Origin of the sequence: Paenibacillus sp. FSL H7-0942, from assembly GCF_045040715.1 — a bacterium.
Lineage (GTDB): Bacteria > Bacillota > Bacilli > Paenibacillales > Paenibacillaceae > Paenibacillus > Paenibacillus amylolyticus.
Genome location: NZ_CP150279.1, coordinates 6,195,620 through 6,217,134, shown reverse-complemented (window position 1 = coordinate 6,217,134; position 21,515 = coordinate 6,195,620). Strand labels below are relative to the sequence as shown.

Genomic DNA, 21,515 nt, shown 5'->3' with positions numbered 1-21,515 from the left:
TACAACAGTTACAAGCATGAAGGAACCCCAATCTCTGCTTCAAGGAGCTCTTGGGGTTTTTTTACATCATGATACAGGAGGCGAAGAAGCGTGGCGCCATTCACAATTATGGATATCAAATTGCTGTGCGGGGTCACGGCATTCAAGCGCGGAGAAGATTATAACCAATCTGGCAGGGTGACCAATCTGGTGGTCAGTGAGAATCAGCTTCATTATGAAGCACAGGTACGTGGATCGGAGCGTTATCAGGTGACGGTGGATATAGATGGATCAGGTGAGGTTGTGGCAGGTTGCAGTTGTCCGGGTGACGGCAGGCATTATGACTATTGCAAACATGTCGCTGCTGTCCTGTTGGCTATTCACGAATGGGGTGAGCAGCAGGAGCGTAATGCCACGATTGCTTCGGGGAAGCCTCCTCAACCTGCTCCAGGCCAAGGAGCCAATACCAGTTCCAGCTCAGGTTCCAAGTCCAGGGTTGGGACGTTGGTCGAAGAAAGCATATGGGAGCGACCACAGTCCGCTTCACAACGAGAGCAACTGAATGATGCCCCAGAGCGTCCGCCCGTTCACTTTGCCCAAGCAGGTCGTCCAAGCTCAGCTTCGGGGTGGGGCCGCTCGGCAGATAAACCTTCTTACCGTACGGCGGATCAGATTCTGTCCATGTTTGCCAAGGATCGGAGACCGCTGCATGGAAATGATCGTAAATACACTGCCCCTGTCAGCCGTTCCTCCCTGCGGGAAGAATTGCAGGTTCAGTTTATATGTAAGCTGACACAGGTTCACAAGGGTGGTGGGAAACTTGCTCTTGAATTGAAAGTAGGTAACAAACGTCTGTATGTGGTGCAGAAAGTGAAGCAATTCCTGAACTGTATCGAGAAGGGCGAGCCCATGTCATTTACCAAGCTGTTTCACTATGATCCATTGATGCATGTTTTCACTCCGCAGGATCAGGCCATTCTCTCGATGCTTATTCGAATGAGACAGAGTGAGGAGGCCTATCGCCAATCCATCTCCGGTTATCTGGGAGCTTCGGACGGACGGGATATACTGATTGCTCCGCTCGTATGGAAGCCATTGCTGGAATTACTACTACAGGCGGACAGTCGGATGGAGGGCACGGGATTTGCCAATGGGCCACTCACACTAGGGGAAGGGGTACTTCCTTTATTTTACCGGATCGCCCAGGGAGCGAATGAAGGGTATCAGCTTGAAATTTCGGGACTGCGTGAGCTGATTCTTCTTCCTGCTTATGATGCCGCCGTGGTGGAAGGACAGTTGCATATGTTGGAGCCGATGCAGATGCGAAGTCTGGAGGACTTGAGTGGGGCGCTCACGTCGTATGGAATCAAGGAAAGCATCGATATTTCGACTCAGCAGGTGGATGAATTCGTACAGCATGTCGTGCCAGAACTGCGTACGCTTGGACATCTGTCCATTGATTCGCAGGTGCGTGAACAGATCGCGGAACCGGAACTTTCACCGAAGCTGTACATTGACTTCTCTCGTGAACGTATTACAGCGCGTCTGGAATTCGACTATGAGGTCATGGTTATTAATCCGCTTGCCGAGTATTTAATAGATGAAGAAGAGAAAAAGGTTATTTTGGTGCGTGATCGATACAAAGAGCGGAATCTGATTGAACGGCTTGATCGATCCTTTCTCGAAAGGGATGGTAGTGTTTGGGCGAGCGAACGGGAAGATGCAATATATGATGTAATGTATCATCTGTTGCCTGAGCTTGAGAAACAGGTAGATATCTATATGCCAAACGCCGTGAAGGCGATGGTGCAATCCTATCCAACACCGCCGAAAGTACGGGCAGATTTGGGAAGAGGATTGGACTGGCTGGAGATTTCATTTGAGATGGAAGGTGTGGACGAGCAGGAGCTTCAGGAACTCATGCGTCGCATTGTGGAAAAGAAACCGTATTTCCGTCTCAAGAGCGGTGTCTTTCTTTCACTTGAAAATGAAGGTGCAGATAGCTTCGCTCACATGGCCGATTCACTTGGGCTGGGAGCAGATGACATCAAGAGTAGCCATATCCGGCTGCCAGCTGTTCGGGCGTTACAATTGCCAGGCAGGGACGAAGTTTCCGGTCATGTGAAGTGGGGAGGCTCTCTGAAACGTTTCCTCGATGATCTCAGAGATCCCGAAAGGATGGATTTTGCATTGCCGGGATCACTGACCCCCATCCTGCGGGATTATCAGAACAGCGGATACCAGTGGCTGCGTACCCTCGCTTATTATCGTTTTGGCGGCATTCTTGCGGATGATATGGGACTTGGCAAAACGTTGCAAAGCATCGCGTATATCACAGCAGTGCTTCAGGAGAATCCCGACTACAATATGGACAATACGGGCGTTGATAAATACCGGGAGAGCGGATCATTACGGGGCGGTGAAACGTTGACGACTTCCGACATCGATCCCAAAACTGGGCTCCCATTGGATAAGATGGCTTCAGTGAATACGGATGGTTTATGGTCCACGATGCAGCAGGATGGACTGACAATCCGAACGAGGGTCATTCACCCTCCGGTACTTGTCGTGGCGCCTGCCTCGCTAACCTATAACTGGGCCAATGAGTTTGCGCGGTTCGCCCCGCATCTGAACGTACTGATTGCCGCAGGTCAGAAAGAAGAACGAGCCAGCATGCTTTCAGGCATGGATGAGGCAGATGTAATTGTGACGTCGTATCCTCTGTTGCGACGGGATTTGGACAGCTATCTCGGCCGAACCTTCCATACGCTCATTTTGGATGAAGCTCAGGCAATCAAAAATGCTTCTTCTCAAACCGCGCAGGCAGTGAAACAAATTCAGGCTCCGCGTCGTTTTGCACTCACAGGAACGCCTGTAGAGAACTCACTGGATGAATTGTGGTCCATTTTTGAAGCGGTATTCCCTGGATTGTTTCCAAGTTACAGAAGATTCCGCGACCTTCCTCCGGAACGGATCTCGCGGATGGTCCGTCCGTTTATTCTGCGCCGTCTGAAGAAGGATGTGTTGGAAGAATTACCTGATCGAATTGAAACGGTACAGCGGTCAGAGCTTACGGTTGAACAGAAGAAACTGTACGCCGCATACCTTTCCCAGCTTCAGGATGAAGCATCGAAGGACATGGAGGATAACGGATTCCAGAAGAATCGCATCAAAATTTTGGCTGGCATCACGCGCTTGCGTCAGTTGTGTTGTCATCCGGCCCTCTTTGTGGAAGGATATCAAGGAGATTCCGGGAAAATGGAACAGTTGCTAGAAACGGTCGAGGATTGTTTGGCTTCAGGCAAACGAATCCTCATCTTCTCCCAATTTGCGAGCATGTTGAACCTGATTCGTCAGACCCTTGCAGCACAGGGAAGAAACCTATTTTACCTCGATGGTCAGACCCCTGCTCAGAGCCGGGTCGAGATGTGTCACAGATTTAATGAGGGCGAAGCTGAACTGTTCTTAATCTCCCTGAAAGCTGGAGGTACCGGATTAAACTTAACAGGGGCAGATACCGTTATATTATATGATCTGTGGTGGAATCCTGCCGTGGAAGAACAGGCAATTGGCCGTGCCCATCGCATGGGACAGAAACAAGTGGTGCAAGTCATCCGCTTGGTTACCGAGGGTACGATCGAAGAGAAGATTTTGGAACTCCAGCAGCGCAAGAAGGACTTGATTGCCGAAGTAATCGAACCGGGAGACGGGGGATCGACGACCTTATCCGAACAGGATATCCGCGAATTGTTGATGGTATAATGAAGTCCAAGCATCCTAGCAATAAGAATCATTAAATATATGAATCTATACAAGATGGACTAATCATTTACATGATAACGGAGAGGACAGAAATAACCTGAAAAAGCGAAGCGTTCGCCTAAAAGCTTTCTGAAAGAAAGCTGCATCGGAAGCATACGCTATCCCCGGATTTTCCCCTTTAAAAAAGGGAATAAAAAAATCTGGGGATAACAGCGATTGGAAGGTTGTTCTGTCATCGTAGTGTCAGTGTAAATAATTTTCAGTTCAACTTATCTAGCAAAAGGAGTGGGTTCGTGTGCGTATTCGCAAAGCGATTATTCCAGCCGCAGGGCTGGGTACCCGGTTTCTGCCTGCCACCAAGGCGATGCCTAAGGAAATGCTGCCCATCGTGGACAAGCCAACGATTCAGTACATTATTGAAGAAGCCGTAGCTTCAGGCATTGAAGATATCATTATTGTGACAGGTAAAGGGAAACGGGCCATTGAAGATCACTTCGATTATTCTTTTGAGCTGGAGCAGAATCTGGCGGATAAACAGAAGTGGGACTTGCTTAACGAAGTACGCAAACCCTCCGAGATGGCAGATATTCATTATATCCGTCAAAAGGAACCGAAGGGACTTGGTCACGCCATTTGGTGTGCCCGCAAGTTTATCGGCAACGAGCCTTTTGCCGTCCTGTTAGGGGATGATATTGTGGAAGCGGAACATCCCTGCCTGAAGCAGATGATCGATGTCTATGATGAACTGCAATCTCCGATTGTTGGTGTACAGCCTGTTGATTGGAGCGAGGTATCCCGCTACGGGATTGTAGACGGAGAATTGCTGACTCCTACCGATGATCGTGTTTTTCGGGCCCGCCGCTTAATTGAGAAACCAAAGACCGAAGATTCCCCTTCGAACCTTGCTATTATGGGACGTTATATTCTTACACCGGATATCTTTGAGATACTAGGTCAACAATCTGCTGGTGTCGGGGGAGAAATCCAGCTCACGGATGCCTTGTCCCGATTGAATGAACAGCGGCAGATTCTCGCATATCATTTTGACGGACTGCGTCATGATGTTGGTGAGAAGTTGGGCTTTATTGAGACATCTATTCACTACGCATTGCAACGCCCGGATCTACGGAAAGATCTCTTAAAGTATTTGGAACAGGTCGTAAAGGATCAATAAATGGTTTTCCGCATGCCCTTGAAGTCCAGCCGAAGAATGATATCGCGGCTGGGCTTTAATTTATTTTATGGAAGAGTAAATATGAGGGTTATACAGGCCAATGAACAAACACATACCCGACACTTTACATATACATAGTCAATATGAAGAAATGATGTCAACAGCAAAACGGAGGGATGTCATGAAGGTACTTCCGCTGTTTATGGATGGCGCTGCCATATTGGAACCCAAGGTTTATGGTGATCACCGTGGATATTTTATGGAGAGTTATAATGAGCAGGTTCTGCGTGAACAGGGGATACAGCACGTCTTTATTCAGGACAATCAATCCTTGTCGGCTGAAGCAGGTGTTCTGCGTGGGCTTCATTATCAACTTCAGCCCAAAGCACAGACTAAATTGGTTAGGGTTATATCTGGGGCTATATATGATGTGATTGTGGATGTCCGCACCTCATCCCCTACTTTTGGCCGATGGAAAAGTGTCATTCTAAGTGAGTACAACCAGCGGCAACTGCTTGTTCCTCAAGGATTTGCTCATGGATTTTGTACCTTGGTGCCTAATTGCCGGGTAACTTATAAGGTAGATGCCTATTATTCGCCTGAACATGATCGTGGAATTCTGTGGAACGATCCGGCGCTCGCCATTGATTGGCCTGTGACGAAACCTATATTATCGGAGAAGGATCAGAAGCATCCTTTACTGAAAGATGCTGAACTGAATTTCGACTAATTAATCAGACTTTTCAGATACTTCTGTATCTGGAGGCAGAGGGAGAGAGACAGCATGAAACTACTGGTTACGGGTGGGGCCGGATTTATCGGCAGCAACTTTGTGTTATATATGCTTCGTGAACATCCGAGTTATGAAATTATCAATGTGGATGCATTAACGTATGCAGGGAACTTGGAGAACTTGCATACGGTAGAGTCCAATCCCCGATATACCTTCATCAAGGCAGATATTGCAGATGTACAGCAGATGGAAGCTGTTTTTTCTCAAGGCATCGATGTGGTTGTGAATTTCGCTGCCGAGTCTCATGTGGATCGAAGTATTTTGTCCCCGGATATCTTTGTGCGTACCAATGTGATGGGTACTCAGGTTCTGCTGGATGCGGCAAAGAAGTATCAAGTCACCAAATTTGTTCAGGTATCGACGGATGAGGTATATGGATCATTGGGTGCAACAGGGTTATTTACTGAAGATACACCTCTGATGCCAAACAGTCCTTACTCTGCAAGTAAAGCTGGCGGGGATCTGCTCGTAAGAGCCTATCATGAAACCTTTGGACTGCCTGTAAATATTACACGTTGCTCCAATAACTACGGGCCTTTTCAATTCCCTGAGAAACTGATTCCGCTGATTATATCCCGTGCATTAAATGATGAAGCCATTCCAGTATATGGTGACGGCCTCAATATTCGTGACTGGCTTTATGTCGAGGATCACTGCAGCGCGATTGATCTGGTGATTCATAATGGACAATCTGGAGAGGTATACAACATTGGTGGTAATAATGAACGTACTAATATATATATTGTGGAGAGCGTGTTGGAACAACTGGGTAAACCGGCGAGTCTGATTCAATATGTACAGGATCGATTGGGACATGACCGACGTTATGGTATAGATCCTACCAAGATACGTACAGAGCTCGGATGGCAACCTGCACACAATTTTGAGACAGGGATCAAGGAGACGATCGAGTGGTATCTGAAACATCAAGATTGGTGGACGAGAATTCAATCAGGCACATATCAGGACTATGTTCAGCTTCAGTACGGTAAGCGGATGGGTGATTCGTCCAAATGAACTATAGAGTTATGGTGACTGGCGCGGCAGGACAGCTGGGTTATGATGTGGTGAAGACCTTTCAAGCAGAGGGTCATCAGGTATTGGCCTGTGACAAAAACCAGATGGATATTACCGATCAACAGCAGTGCACAGATATGATTACAACGTTCCGGCCTCACATCATTATTCACTGCGCTGCTTACACGGCGGTCGATCAGGCTGAGGTAGATGAGGATACAGCATACGCAATTAATGCATCAGGTACTAGAAATATCGCGGTTGCCGCCGAGAAAGTGAAAGCAAAATTGGTATATATCAGTACTGATTATGTATTTGATGGGAGCGGGAGTACACCTTACCGCGAGTACGATGTAACGAATCCGCAGAGTGTATATGGCAAGTCGAAGCTTGCTGGGGAACGGCTGGTTCAAAGTTTGTGTACGCAATGGTTTATCATTCGAACATCATGGGTGTTTGGCGTGTATGGCAGTAATTTTGTCAAAACCATGCTGGAACTTATGGAAAAACGTCCACAACTGCAAGTTGTTCATGACCAACAAGGTTCGCCAACCTATACGGTCGATCTTGCCCGATTCATTCATATCCTTTCCATAAGTGAAAAATATGGTATCTATCATGCCTCCAATTCAGGAACTTGCACATGGTACGAGTTTGCAGAGGCAATAAAAGAAGAAGCCAATAAGCAGAGTGGGCTCGAGCCGACAGCCGAACTTACGCCATGCACAACCGATCAGTTTCCGCGTCCAGCCCCCCGTCCTGCATACTCGGTCATGGATCATTTGGCAATTCGAACGAACGTTCTGGAACCTCTGAGACCTTGGCGTGAGGCGCTGATTGCGTTTTTGAAAGAGTTGAGTGTACAGCAAAAGGACTGAGCATGTGGAGGGTCCGTGCTTTATTCCCAAACTACACCCACCATTTAACAGCCGCCTCGGGCGGCTATTTTGTTTTACACCTCATCAATTCGGGTAGTTAGCTAACAAAAAGGTACTGAGGATGTGAATGTGATATGAAACGCATTGCCGCCGTGTTAATACTACTGATCGTTACCGTGGGCACACTCTTTTTCGCCTATGAAAGCGAGAGTGAGGAACAACGGGACGGATTTACCGCCTATAGATTAATCGCCCATGCGATGGGCAGCATTCGTGATCAACCATATACCAACGCCTATGAAGCGATGATTGCCAATTACGAGAAAGGCACACGTGTATTTGAGATCGACTTTATGTTAACCTCGGATCGCAAAGCCGTAGCCAGACATGAATGGACCGCTAATATGAGCAAAATGCTAGGACAGGACGAACAGCTTCCGGAGGATAGACAAGCCGGGGCACTGACACATGATGAATTTATGAATACGCCTATTTTAGGCATGTATCAACCCATGGATGCTGATGGCATTATAGATGTACTGGCCGAGTATCCGGATATGTATATCGTAACCGACACCAAGGAACAGAAGGATGAGGATATTCAGCAGGTGTTACAGTCCCTGGTGGATGCAGCTAAAGAACATGATCCCTCCGTGCTGGATCGGGTGGTTGTACAGATTTATAACGAACCGATGCTCGAAACGGTGAAAGAAGTCTATGCATTCCCTTCCATTATCTATACGTTATATGCCACACAGGATACAGAAGCTCAGGTTGTTGATTTTGTACAAAAGAATGATATTGATGCCGTGACTATGCCGGAATATAAAGTAAACCAGAATTTCGTCGCCAAGCTGAATAGTGCAGGTTCTGTCACCTACGTGCACACCATCAACGACACTGAACAGGTGGCTAACTATGAGAAATGGGGCGTGTACGGGGTATACTCTGACGTGCTGACGGAGCAGGAGTTGGATGAAATGAATACACGTTTTGCCTGGAAACCGTAAAAATACATTTTTTTCTGTTCCCCTTTTTATACGAACATTGACACTCGCTGCCTGCTGACTTAGACTTAGTTTACAAGCTTTCTAGGATGCAGAAGAACCTCTGGAGGAATGTTCGTTGATAGACATGATTAAGCAGTGGAGACATGTATTTAAGCTTGACCCAGACCGGGAAATTACGGACGAAGAACTCGATCTGGTCTGTATGTCGGGGACCGATGCAATTATCGTTGGCGGATCTTCGGGGATTACCTATGATAACACGGTAGACCTGATGTCCCGTGTGCGTCGTTATGAGTTGCCATGTGTGCTTGAAGTATCCGATCTGGAGGCTGTTGTTCCCGGGTTTGACGGATATTTGATCCCGATGGTCTTGAATGCAACGGACAGCAAATGGATGATTGGGCACCACCAGCAAGCGATAGAGCGTTATGGTTATCTCATCCCGTGGGATCTACTTATTGCCGAGGGTTATATTGTGCTCAATGCAAACTCCACGGTAGCTCGGTTGACTGGCGCAGATACGGATCTGACGACAGGAGCTGCGGTGGCATATGCCCAGGCTGCGGAGCGTCTGCTCAATCTTCCAATCGTGTACATGGAGTACAGCGGAACGTTCGGAGATATGGAGCTTGTTGGTGAGACACACAGACAATTGGATCGGGCACACCTTATCTACGGCGGCGGAATTGATGATTCGGAGAAAGCCGCGCAAGCTGCCCAAGTGGCAGATACTGTCGTGGTAGGTAACATTGTGTACAGCGATTTAACTAAGGCACTTGAGACGGTTTTGGCTGTAAAAGGAACCATTTAATCGGTTTAGTTTACCATTCCCCCATTTTCCCCTTATGATCTGTTAAAATAGAACTTTGCCCTTACTAATTAAGCAATTCGTATACAAGAGTAAGGTTTACACAGAAACGAAGTGTTCTCTCTTGTATTTTTACTACCTTTAAATATAAGCTAAACTAATTTTTACACGAGAACGAAGAGGACAGAAATAAGCTGGAGAAGCGGAGCGTTCGCCTTTATTACCGGATTTTTACCTTTGAAAAAGTAGATGAAAAATCCGGGAATAACAGCGATCGGAAGATTATTCTGTCATCGGAGTGGCAAGTGTAACCTATTAATTTTGCTTTATAGACCAACCAACGAAAGGAGCATGCATGCATGCAACCTGTAAATATACATGATGCCGTTGCACGACTTAACACCCCTCAACGGCAAGCCGTCGAGGCGACGGATGGCCCGCTGCTGATTATGGCCGGAGCCGGCTCCGGCAAGACGCGGGTGCTGACACACCGGATTGCCTACCTCATTGCAACACGGAAAGCGCCCCCGTGGGGCATTTTAGCGATTACATTTACGAACAAAGCCGCCCGTGAGATGCAAGACCGTGTATCCCAACTCGTAGGTGGATCTCAGGGCCGCGACATATGGGTATCCACGTTCCACTCCATGTGCGTGCGTATTTTGCGCCGTGACATTGAACGTATTGGCTTTACCTCCAACTTCAGTATTTTGGACTCATCGGACCAATTATCTGTAATTCGTAGCTGTATGAAAGATCAGAATATCGATACCAAGAAATTCGAGCCCAAAGCAGTTCAATCCATGATGAGCACGGCCAAGAATGAACTGATCAGTCCGGAGCAATATGAGAAGCAGTCGGGAGACTATTTCGAGGGTATTGTGGCGAAGGTATATAAGATGTATCAGAAAAAGTTAAGAGCCAACAACTCACTTGATTTCGACGATCTCATTATGCAGACCATTCAACTGTTCAAAGAAGTGCCGGAAGTCCTCGACTTTTACCAAAAGAAATTCCAATACATTCACGTGGACGAGTATCAGGATACGAACCGTGCACAGTACATGCTGTGCCGCATGCTCGCTGACAGTCACCATCACATCTGCGTTGTAGGGGATAGTGACCAGTCGATCTATCGCTGGCGTGGGGCGGATATCAGCAATATCCTGAACTTTGAGAAAGATTACCCTGAAGCAAGTACGATTTTGCTGGAGCAGAACTATCGTTCAACTTCCAATATCCTGAATGCAGCGAATGAAGTGATCGGCCTGAATACAGGGCGTAAACCGAAGAAACTGTGGACGGACAAAGAGGGTGGTTCGAAGATCAAGGTGTACCGTGCGGATTCCGAGCATGATGAGGGGTATTTTGTTACCTCTGAGATTAGTAAAAATGTGAAGAACGGCAAATCCTATCAGAACCATGCCATTTTGTACCGTACCAACGCTCAGTCCCGGGTTATAGAGGAAATTCTGATCAAGTCTGATATTCCGTATCAGATTGTCGGCGGCATCAAGTTCTATGATCGTAAAGAGATCAAGGACATTCTGGCGTATCTGCGCCTGTTATCCAACCCCGACGATGATATCAGTCTTACCCGGATCATTAATGTACCGAAACGTAGCATTGGTGATACAACAGTAGCGAAGCTCGCGGCTGCGGCAGGAGAGCGTGGAATTTCTATTTTCCGTGTACTTCAGGTCGTAGATGATCTTGGTTTTGCTGGTCGTACGCGGAATGCGCTGGTGGAGTTCTATGACATGATCGCTGCGTTGCATCAGATGGTAGAGTATCTGTCTGTAACTGAATTGACCGAGAAGATTCTTGAGATGAGCCAATACCGTCTTGAGATGCAAAATGAAAACACACTCGAATCCCGTGCACGGCTGGAGAACATTGAAGAGTTCCTGTCGGTAACGATGGAATTTGAGAAAAATAATGAAGATAAAACGCTCGTGTCGTTCCTCACCGATCTTGCATTGATTGCTGACATCGACAGCATGAACGATGATGAAGAGGATCAGAGCGACGCGGTTACCCTGATGACCATGCACAGCGCCAAAGGTCTGGAGTTCCCGGTTGTCTTTATCGTAGGTATGGAGGAAGGAGTCTTCCCGCATAGCCGTGCCTTTATGGACAATGAAGAGCTGGAGGAAGAACGCCGACTTGCTTATGTAGGGATCACCCGTGCGGAAGAGCAACTTTTCCTGTCTTGTGCACAGATGCGGACGTTGTTTGGACGTACAACAGCGAACCCGCCTTCCCGCTTCCTGGATGAAATTCCGGATGAGCTGAAGGAAGACACCTCCATGGCTCGTGATCGTTACCGCCGTGGCAGTAGCGGAGGAGGCTCATATGGTGGACGTGGGTTAGGCTCTAGTGGAGGAAGTAACTTCGGTGGTGGCACCAAGCTGTTCGATCACCAAAGTAAAAGCGGTTCATCTGCTACCTCATCCACGCCAACTTCGCGTGTGACCACAAGTGTCTCCCGCCCAACATATTCTACGCCATCCTCTGCTTCCAAGCCGGTAGCTTCTGATGGTGAAGCAGGATTCAAGGCAGGAGATAAAGTGCAGCATGGCAAATGGGGGACAGGCACCATTGTTGCGGTCAAAGGGACAGGTAATGATACCGAACTGCAGATTGCCTTCCCGGCTCCGGTGGGTGTGAAACGTTTGCTTGCCGGATTTGCCCCAATTACGAAAGTAGAATAAGAACGAAACCTCCTTTTGCACGATAACAGAGAGAGCAGAAATAACTTGAAGAAGCATAGCGTTCGCCTTTATCCCCGGATTTCCACCTTTTAAAATGGATTAAAAGAAATCCGGGGATAACAGCGATCAGAAAGTTATTCTGTTATCGGAGTTCACGTGCAATAGGAGTGTTCGTTCTACATAGATCAAATTAACGGAGGGATGGCCCTGTATGGACCCGATGCACCGGATGGAGCAACTCGTTACCGAACTGAACCAGCATAATTATCAGTACTACACGATGGATCAGCCACAGATCAGCGATAAGGAGTATGATCTTCTGTACGATGAACTGGTTACGCTGGAACAGGAAAGCGGCATGGTTCTGCCTGATTCTCCAACACAGCGTGTGGGTGGCGAACTGCTAAAGGGGTTTACCCCGCATCGCCACTTATCCTCCTTATGGAGTCTGGACAAAGCACAGAATATTGAGCAGCTTCGGAGCTGGAATACCCGTGTACTAAAACTGATTAATGACTATAACAGTAAAAATCCCGATACGCCTTTACCGGAACCAGGTTATGTCATTGAGTTGAAGTTTGACGGATTGACGCTGAACCTGACATACACCAACGGTGAGTTGGTGCAAGCCTCTACACGAGGGAACGGTACCGTAGGTGAAGGTATTTTGGCACAGGTAAGAACGATCCGATCCGTTCCACTCAAAATTCCTTATACAAGCGGTACAATTGAAGTACAGGGTGAAGGTATCATGAATCTGTCTGTCCTGGATCGATACAATGAGACAGCGGCAGAGCCGCTCAAAAATGCGCGGAATGCAGCAGCGGGAGCGCTCCGCAACCTGAATCCGAAGGCGACGGCTGAGCGTCGGTTGAATGCTTATTTTTATAATGTAGGTTATTCGGATGACATTCAGTTTGCCAATCATCAGCAGATGATGGACTTCCTGCGTGAGAACCGATTCAAAGTTAATCCATCCATCACGTATTTCCATGAGTTTGATGATGTGATGGAACAACTGGCCGCGATTCAGGAGAACCGGGGGCAGCTAGACTACCTGATCGATGGAGCTGTTATCAAAATTACGGACATGCGCACCCGCGAAGTGCTGGGTTATACCGATAAATTCCCTCGCTGGGCGGTGGCATATAAATTCGAGGCAGAAGAGACCACGACGGTTCTTAACGCTGTGGTATGGAATGTGGGCCGTACTGGCAAAGTAACTCCGCTGGCACGCGTAGAACCGGTTGAACTTGCCGGGGTAACGGTACAGAACTGTACTCTGAACAATGTCGGCGATATTGAGCGCAAAAATCTGAAGTTTGCTCTGGGCACACGGGTCTTTATCCGTCGCTCCAACGACGTCATTCCTGAGATTCTGGGTAAAGTGACGGAGGAGAGTGATGGTGAGGAGATCGTCTTCCCTGAGCATTGTCCTGCATGTGGATTCCCACTGGAGCAACGCGGAGCGCATCTGTTCTGTAACAATAGACTTGCGTGTAAACCACAAACGGTGGCACGTATTTCCCATTTTGCTTCCCGTGATGCTATGGACATCGAGACGTTCAGTGAGAAAACAGCGATTCAGTTGTATGATGAATTGAACGTACGTGAGCCTGCCGACCTGTATACGTTACAGTTTGATGATCTGGTGAAGCTGGAGCGGTTTGGGGAAAAGAAAGCGAACAACCTTATCGCTGCGCTTGAGCTTAGTAAAGATAGAGACTTGGCTTCCTTCTTATACTCACTGGGTATTCCGAACACAGGTAAATCGACAACGCGCATGCTCGCTGATCATTATCGAGATCTGCACGCCATTATGAATGCAACCGTGGAAGAACTGGTTGAACTACCCGACGTGGGTGGTATTGTGGCAGAGAGCATCGTAAACTTTTTTGCAGATCCGTTTACACAGGCTGCAATTGAGAAAATGCTTAACTTGGGCGTGAAAGCTCAGGCACCTGAGGCACCAGCCGTTGCTGTTGTGGAAGATTCCTTCTTCAGTGGTAAAACGGTCGTCTTGACCGGAACGCTGCACCAATTGACGCGGGAAGAGGCAACGCAAAGACTGGAAGCGCTCGGAGCGAAGGTGACTGGCAGTGTGTCGAAAAAGACAGATTTGGTTATTGCCGGAGAGAAGGCAGGTAGTAAACTAACCAAAGCCCATGATCTTGGCATTCCTACGATTGAGGATGAGGACGAACTTGTACGTCTTTTGAACCCACAGGGTTAAAGTGTAATCAGAGAGTTCATAATGAGGAAAAAGAAAAAAGCCCCCGAAGACACGAATATGTGATCGGGGGCTTTTGCTGTTTATTGAATTATTTTTACAACGAAAGAACGCTCACCAATCTTATCTTATCTCATCATGATCCACTTAAATTGTTAGGGATGCGCTGAGATGCCCCTGTAAGCCATGCATCCTTATCATATCCTCGTTCTTCCCAGTAACCGATATGTTCGCTGTCGATGAGTTCAATGCGATTCAACCATTTTACTGATTTATAGGCATACATCTGAGGAATGACGAGCCGTACCGGACCGCCAAGATCAGCAGGGATAGGTTTGCCATCATGCATGACAGCGACCATAATATCTTCCATTTGTGCTTGATCCATCGTAATGGCATCCGTATACACACCATCACCGGAATAAAACTTCACGCTGTGAGCTTCCGGTTTGACCCCGGCTTGTTTCAAAAGCTGTGCAAGAGAAATGCCTTCCCAGGTATTCTTATATACAGACCAGCCCGTTACACAGTGGAAATCACTAACCTGTACGGTGCGCGCCAGCTTCACGAATTGTTCCCAATTCCAGACCTGTGCCCGTTCAACCAGTCCATCGATTCGGAAAGACCAGTTAGCATTGGAGAAGGACGGTATAGGCGTAACCGTATATACGCGGAAATGACCTTCAGCTCCGCCTCCAATGGGAGGTGAAGAGGCAGACAGCGGTTGTGGCAGAGGAACCATACGGTTAGGATCGTTCTCCAGCATGCTATCAATACTATTATCGATCTTGAGATTTCGACCTACCCAGGATATAAAAGTAGGACCAAGAGTCACGGCGAGACCAACCCCCACAGCAGAACGGATGAAAGCTCGTCGTGTATACAACGGTTGAGGTCGCTCCTCTGATTTGAGGGGATCTCTCTGGGAACTGCGATCAAACTGGGAAGAAGATATAGCAGCCGGAGTTTCTTTTTCATCCGATATTGAATCAGATGGATCAGCTGTATTTTGAGTTCGTGTTGAAGTTGTAGTGGTTTTAACCGCACGACGTGCAGGGTCCATTAACCATTTGGTCCGAGTGATGGAGTGATAGATAATATAAGGTAAGCCCACCCAAGTCAGCAGGTCATGGATCAAAAGTGCAGCATTCGACCATCGAGGTCCAGCTAGCTTGAACTGCCATAATACAATACCCGAGAGTAGCCAGCCTACCAGCAGCGCAAGAACAAAGATGGTGTTCACCTTTTGCCAGGGTCTATTACGAAGCTGTTTCCAGTGCTTTCCGGCCAAAATCAAGTAATATACTACGGGTGCCAGCATAGCTAGCCCAACGATGATATGTAGCCATTTTAACCAGACACGTCCAATTCCGAGTATCTCGCGCCAAAAGCCGCCTACCAGCATAAGACCTGTTATAGCAAGGATCACAACAATCCAGGCATTCCACGCATGGATGGAAACCAACTTTTTGCCGTAACCTTTCCGTCTGTTCTTTAACCATTGCTTCAAGTGCGATCACCCCATATAGGTTAGTAATGAGTTTATTCAGAACTTTGATATGTACTAGCTAGCTGTGAATGGAGTACGTGATCTGTGTAAAGGTGCAATGCGAGATGGATATACGATTGTTCATAGGCTACTTATGAAAGTAGTACACTTGACTGGTTAACCTTATCTCTATATCTATATACCTTATTATAGAGTTTTTGGATCACTTTCTTCAAACCATCAGAAGGGCAGGGATCGTTATCCCGATCGGTACTCTAACTAAAACTCATCTAGATCATTATTAATTGTGGTTATAGAAGGGAGTATTTATAGAATTGAGTTATTTCTTTTATATGTAATGCACTTTAAGGGTACCCTTCACTTGTTTAGAGAATGTGCTAATCTGTCGAATACAGGTTGGAAACAAGACACCGTAGATGAAGATATCATGATATCAGAAGGTTGATTAAAAATGCTTGCTAAATAAATCACTACGTGATATATTATTTCTTGTCGCTTCAAACGAATGATTGTCATAATCATTTGAAAGATGACGAAAACAAAGTGTTGACAGTAAGTTAGTTAACATGATATGATAAGATTCCTGTCCGGTTGACAAACGTCAACATAAACGGACATACAAGTTCCTTGAAAACTGAACAAATGGATAGTAACTTTTGATTCACAATGAATCGTCAGATTCAAAATGAGCTTATCGCTCTTTTCAATACTTTATTGGAGAGTTTGATCCTGGCTCAGGACGAACGCTGGCGGCATGCCTAATACATGCAAGTCGAGCGGAGTTGATAGGAAGCTTGCTTCCTTGATACTTAGCGGCGGACGGGTGAGTAACACGTAGGCAACCTGCCCTCAAGTTTGGGACAACTACCGGAAACGGTAGCTAATACCGAATAATTGTTTTCTTCGCCTGAAGGAAACTGGAAAGACGGAGCAATCTGTCACTTGGGGATGGGCCTGCGGCGCATTAGCTAGTTGGTGAGGTAACGGCTCACCAAGGCGACGATGCGTAGCCGACCTGAGAGGGTGATCGGCCACACTGGGACTGAGACACGGCCCAGACTCCTACGGGAGGCAGCAGTAGGGAATCTTCCGCAATGGGCGAAAGCCTGACGGAGCAATGCCGCGTGAGTGATGAAGGTTTTCGGATCGTAAAGCTCTGTTGCCAGGGAAGAACGCTTGGGAGAGTAACTGCTCTCAAGGTGACGGTACCTGAGAAGAAAGCCCCGGCTAACTACGTGCCAGCAGCCGCGGTAATACGTAGGGGGCAAGCGTTGTCCGGAATTATTGGGCGTAAAGCGCGCGCAGGCGGTCATTTAAGTCTGGTGTTTAATCCCGGGGCTCAACCCCGGATCGCACTGGAAACTGGGTGACTTGAGTGCAGAAGAGGAGAGTGGAATTCCACGTGTAGCGGTGAAATGCGTAGATATGTGGAGGAACACCAGTGGCGAAGGCGACTCTCTGGGCTGTAACTGACGCTGAGGCGCGAAAGCGTGGGGAGCAAACAGGATTAGATACCCTGGTAGTCCACGCCGTAAACGATGAGTGCTAGGTGTTAGGGGTTTCGATACCCTTGGTGCCGAAGTTAACACATTAAGCACTCCGCCTGGGGAGTACGGTCGCAAGACTGAAACTCAAAGGAATTGACGGGGACCCGCACAAGCAGTGGAGTATGTGGTTTAATTCGAAGCAACGCGAAGAACCTTACCAGGTCTTGACATCCCTCTGATCGATGCAGAGATGTATCTTTCCTTCGGGACAGAGGAGACAGGTGGTGCATGGTTGTCGTCAGCTCGTGTCGTGAGATGTTGGGTTAAGTCCCGCAACGAGCGCAACCCTTATATTTAGTTGCCAGCACTTCGGGTGGGCACTCTAGATAGACTGCCGGTGACAAACCGGAGGAAGGTGGGGATGACGTCAAATCATCATGCCCCTTATGACCTGGGCTACACACGTACTACAATGGCCGGTACAACGGGCTGCGAAATCGCGAGATGGAGCCAATCCCAACAAAGCCGGTCTCAGTTCGGATTGCAGGCTGCAACTCGCCTGCATGAAGTCGGAATTGCTAGTAATCGCGGATCAGCATGCCGCGGTGAATACGTTCCCGGGTCTTGTACACACCGCCCGTCACACCACGAGAGTTTATAACACCCGAAGTCGGTGGGGTAACCGCAAGGAGCCAGCCGCCGAAGGTGGGATAGATGATTGGGGTGAAGTCGTAACAAGGTAGCCGTATCGGAAGGTGCGGCTGGATCACCTCCTTTCTATGGAGAATCGTTTCCTGCAACGGAAACATTCAAATATGCAGGTTCTTAGAACCTGCAACAGCAACACAGTTACTTATCCATTTGTTCAGTTTTGATGGAATTTGAGGGGCCATAGCTCAGCTGGGAGAGCGCCTGCCTTGCAAGCAGGAGGTCAGCGGTTCGATCCCGCTTGGCTCCACCAAACAATTTCATCTATTTGGCTTGTTCTTTGAAAACTAGATATCGAAACGAAACAAACGCGAATTAGAACATTCCTTTAAGCTGAACTTGTGCAAACAAGTCAAGTGTATAAAGGTAGTTAAATTGCTTTTGTGATGGTATCGGGTGAGAGCGACTTTTGGCTTTGCGCAAGCAAAACAAGGGAAGCGAGCGACCGAAACCGGAACAAAATGGTTAAGCTACTAAGAGCACACGGAGGATGCCTAGGCGCTAGGAGCCGATGAAGGACGTGGCGAACAACGAAACTGCCTCGGGGAGCTGTAAGCAAGCTTTGATCCGGGGGTGTCCGAATGGGGAAACCCAGCTGGGGTAATTTCCAGTTACTCATAACTGAATACATAGGTTATGTAGAGGCATACCAGGGGAACTGAAACATCTAAGTACCCTGAGGAAGAGAAAACAATAGTGATTCCGTCAGTAGCGGCGAGCGAACGCGGAGAAGCCCAAACCAGAGAGCTTGCTCTTTGGGGTTGTGGGACGTCTCACATGGAGTTACAAAGGAACCGGTTAAGCGAAGAGGTCTGGAAAGGCCCGCCAAAGAAGGTAAAAGCCCTGTAGTTGAAAGTTGGTTCCCTCCGAGACGGATCCCGAGTAGTGCGGGGCACGTGAAACCCCGTATGAATCCGGCAGGACCATCTGCCAAGGCTAAATACTTCCTAGCGACCGATAGTGAAGCAGTACCGTGAGGGAAAGGTGAAAAGCACCCCGGAAGGGGAGTGAAATAGAACCTGAAACCGTGTGCTTACAAAAAGTCAGAGCCCGTTTTAGGGGTGATGGCGTGCCTTTTGTAGAATGAACCGGCGAGTTACGTTCCCGTGCAAGGTTAAGGTGAAGAGCCGGAGCCGCAGCGAAAGCGAGTCTGAATAGGGCGAATTAGTACGTGGACGTAGACCCGAAACCGGGTGATCTACCCCTGTCCAGGGTGAAGGTGCGGTAACACGCACTGGAGGCCCGAACCCACGCATGTTGAAAAATGCGGGGATGAGGTGGGGGTAGCGGAGAAATTCCAATCGAACTCGGAGATAGCTGGTTCTCCCCGAAATAGCTTTAGGGCTAGCCTCGGAAAACAGAGTCGTGGAGGTAGAGCACTGATTGGGTGCGGGGCCCGCAAGGGTTACCAAGCTCAGTCAAACTCCGAATGCCATAGACTTACTTCCGGGAGTCAGACAGTGAGTGCTAAGATCCATTGTCAAAAGGGAAACAGCCCAGACCATCAGCTAAGGTCCCCAAGTGTGTGTTAAGTGGGAAAGGATGTGGAGTTGCACAGACAACCAGGATGTTGGCTTAGAAGCAGCCACCATTGAAAGAGTGCGTAATAGCTCACTGGTCGAGTGACTCTGCGCCGAAAATGTAACGGGGCTAAACACACCACCGAAGCTATGGCTTGATGCTTTGCATCAGGGGTAGGGGAGCGTTGTATAAGGGTTGAAGGTGTACCGTAAGGAGCGCTGGACATTATACAAGTGAGAATGCCGGTATGAGTAACGAAAAGATCAGTGAGAATCTGATCCGCCGAAAGCCTAAGGGTTCCTGAGGAAGGCTCGTCCGCTCAGGGTAAGTCGGGACCTAAGGCGAGGCCGAAAGGCGTAGTCGAAGGACAACAGGTCGAAATTCCTGTACCACCGTAAGCCGTTATGAGCAATGGGGGGACGCAGTAGGGTAGTGACGCGGACTGATGGATGTCCGTCTAAGCAGTAAGGCTGATGTGTAGGCAAATCCGCACATTGTAAGGCTGAGCTGTGATGGGGAGCGAAAATTATAGTAGCGAAGGTCATGATCTCACACTGCCAAGAAAAGCCTCTAGCCAGGTGATGGTGCCCGTACCGCAAACCGACACAGGTAGGCGAGAAGAGTATTCTAAGGCGCGCGGAAGAACTCTCGTTAAGGAACTCGGCAAAATGACCCCGTAACTTCGGGAGAAGGGGTGCCCCGGTAGTGTGAATAGCACGAGGGGGCCGCAGTGAAAAGGCCCAAGCGACTGTTTAGCAAAAACACAGGTCTGTGCGAAGCCGTAAGGCGAAGTATACGGGCTGACGCCTGCCCGGTGCTGGAAGGTTAAGGGGAGTGGTTAGGAGCAATCCGAAGCTGTGAACCGAAGCCCCAGTAAACGGCGGCCGTAACTATAACGGTCCTAAGGTAGCGAAATTCCTTGTCAGGTAAATTCTGACCCGCACGAATGGCGTAACGACTTGGGCGCTGTCTCAACGAGAGATCCGGTGAAATTTTAATACCTGTGAAGATGCAGGTTACCCGCGACAAGACGGAAAGACCCCATGGAGCTTTACTGCAGCTTGATATTGAATTTGGGTACGATCTGTACAGGATAGGTGGGAGCCTTTGAAACGTGAGCGCCAGCTTGCGTGGAGGCAACGTTGGGATACCACCCTGATCGTATCTAGGTTCTAACCTGGTACCGTAATCCGGTGCGGGGACAGTGTCAGGTGGGCAGTTTGACTGGGGCGGTCGCCTCCTAAAGAGTAACGGAGGCGCCCAAAGGTTCCCTCAGAATGGTTGGAAATCATTCGAAGAGTGCAAAGGCATAAGGGAGCTTGACTGCGAGACCTACAAGTCGAGCAGGGACGAAAGTCGGGCTTAGTGATCCGGTGGTACCGCATGGAAGGGCCATCGCTCAACGGATAAAAGCTACCCTGGGGATAACAGGCTTATCTCCCCCAAGAGTCCACATCGACGGGGAGGTTTGGCACCTCGATGTCGGCTCATCGCATCCTGGGGCTGAAGTAGGTCCCAAGGGTTGGGCTGTTCGCCCATTAAAGCGGTACGCGAGCTGGGTTCAGAACGTCGTGAGACAGTTCGGTCCCTATCTGTCGTGGGCGTAGGAAATTTGAGAGGAGCTGTCCTTAGTACGAGAGGACCGGGATGGACGTACCGCTGGTGTACCAGTTGTTCCGCCAGGAGCACCGCTGGGTAGCTATGTACGGACGGGATAAACGCTGAAAGCATCTAAGCGTGAAGCCCCCCTCAAGATGAGATTTCCCAGTATGTAAGACCCCTTGAAGACGACGAGGTAGATAGGCTGGGGGTGGAAGTGCAGCAATGCATGGAGCTGACCAGTACTAATCGGTCGAGGGCTTATCCAATTAGCAAGTTGTAATTCGCGTGTTTCGTTTCGAATCTAGTTTTCAGAGAACGATCT

Annotated in this window: 10 protein-coding genes, 1 tRNA gene and 2 rRNA genes; 12 read left to right on the top strand and 1 reads right to left on the bottom strand. The window is 48.4% G+C overall.

The window, feature by feature from the left end; all coding sequences use genetic code 11:
* The first annotated feature begins 90 nt into the window (after positions 1 to 90).
* The 9 genes from MHI48_RS27360 (at position 91) to ligA (ending at position 14,368) form a co-directional block, all read left to right on the top strand.
* Positions 91 to 3,741: an SNF2 helicase associated domain-containing protein gene (locus MHI48_RS27360; protein ID WP_405142277.1), complete on the top strand. Its 3,651-nt coding sequence runs from the start codon at positions 91 to 93 to the stop codon at positions 3,739 to 3,741.
* A 295-nt stretch (positions 3,742 to 4,036) separates the two neighbouring features.
* Positions 4,037 to 4,915 (top strand): UTP--glucose-1-phosphate uridylyltransferase GalU, encoded by an 879-nt coding sequence (galU, locus tag MHI48_RS27355; protein ID WP_076209856.1) that lies wholly within the window; start codon positions 4,037 to 4,039, stop codon positions 4,913 to 4,915.
* A 181-nt stretch (positions 4,916 to 5,096) separates the two neighbouring features.
* Positions 5,097 to 5,645: a dTDP-4-dehydrorhamnose 3,5-epimerase gene (rfbC, locus tag MHI48_RS27350; RefSeq protein ID WP_340018603.1), complete on the top strand. Its 549-nt coding sequence runs from the start codon at positions 5,097 to 5,099 to the stop codon at positions 5,643 to 5,645.
* Positions 5,646 to 5,699: 54 nt separating this feature from the next.
* Positions 5,700 to 6,725, top strand: coding sequence for a dTDP-glucose 4,6-dehydratase (gene rfbB, locus MHI48_RS27345; RefSeq protein WP_036667707.1), 1,026 nt, complete (start codon positions 5,700 to 5,702; stop codon positions 6,723 to 6,725).
* Positions 6,722 to 7,603: a dTDP-4-dehydrorhamnose reductase gene (rfbD, locus tag MHI48_RS27340; protein WP_340018602.1), complete on the top strand. Its 882-nt coding sequence runs from the start codon at positions 6,722 to 6,724 to the stop codon at positions 7,601 to 7,603. Before rfbB ends, rfbD begins: the two co-directional genes overlap by 4 nt.
* Positions 7,604 to 7,737: 134 nt before the next feature.
* Positions 7,738 to 8,613, top strand: coding sequence for a phosphatidylinositol-specific phospholipase C/glycerophosphodiester phosphodiesterase family protein (locus MHI48_RS27335; RefSeq protein ID WP_076328773.1), 876 nt, complete (start codon positions 7,738 to 7,740; stop codon positions 8,611 to 8,613).
* Between the two features lie 115 nt (positions 8,614 to 8,728).
* Positions 8,729 to 9,424 (top strand): heptaprenylglyceryl phosphate synthase, encoded by a 696-nt coding sequence (locus MHI48_RS27330; RefSeq protein ID WP_036612366.1) that lies wholly within the window; start codon positions 8,729 to 8,731, stop codon positions 9,422 to 9,424.
* A 356-nt stretch (positions 9,425 to 9,780) separates the two neighbouring features.
* The gene (gene pcrA, locus MHI48_RS27325) at positions 9,781 to 12,135 is read left to right on the top strand and encodes a DNA helicase PcrA (RefSeq protein ID WP_036612363.1); all 2,355 of its coding nucleotides are present in this window, start codon (positions 9,781 to 9,783) and stop codon (positions 12,133 to 12,135) included.
* Positions 12,136 to 12,346: 211 nt separating this feature from the next.
* Positions 12,347 to 14,368 carry an NAD-dependent DNA ligase LigA gene (ligA, locus tag MHI48_RS27320; RefSeq protein WP_405142274.1) on the top strand — a complete coding sequence of 674 codons (2,022 nt, stop codon included), beginning with the start codon at positions 12,347 to 12,349 and terminating at the stop codon, positions 14,366 to 14,368.
* A gap of 133 nt (positions 14,369 to 14,501) precedes the next feature.
* Here the strand turns inward: ligA and MHI48_RS27315 are convergent, their stop codons facing one another.
* Positions 14,502 to 15,875 carry a molybdopterin-dependent oxidoreductase gene (locus MHI48_RS27315; RefSeq protein WP_405142272.1) on the bottom strand — a complete coding sequence of 458 codons (1,374 nt, stop codon included), beginning with the start codon at positions 15,873 to 15,875 and terminating at the stop codon, positions 14,502 to 14,504.
* A 711-nt stretch (positions 15,876 to 16,586) separates the two neighbouring features.
* Between MHI48_RS27315 and MHI48_RS27310 the strand changes: the two genes are divergently transcribed.
* From MHI48_RS27310 to MHI48_RS27300, 3 genes are all read left to right on the top strand, one after another.
* Positions 16,587 to 18,139 (top strand): 16S ribosomal RNA (locus tag MHI48_RS27310).
* Between the two features lie 108 nt (positions 18,140 to 18,247).
* Positions 18,248 to 18,323 (top strand) — tRNA-Ala (locus tag MHI48_RS27305).
* A 210-nt stretch (positions 18,324 to 18,533) separates the two neighbouring features.
* Positions 18,534 to 21,459 (top strand): 23S ribosomal RNA (locus MHI48_RS27300).
* The 16S and 23S rRNA genes sit together here with 1 tRNA gene alongside, the layout of an rRNA operon.
* Positions 21,460 to 21,515 lie beyond the last annotated feature (56 nt).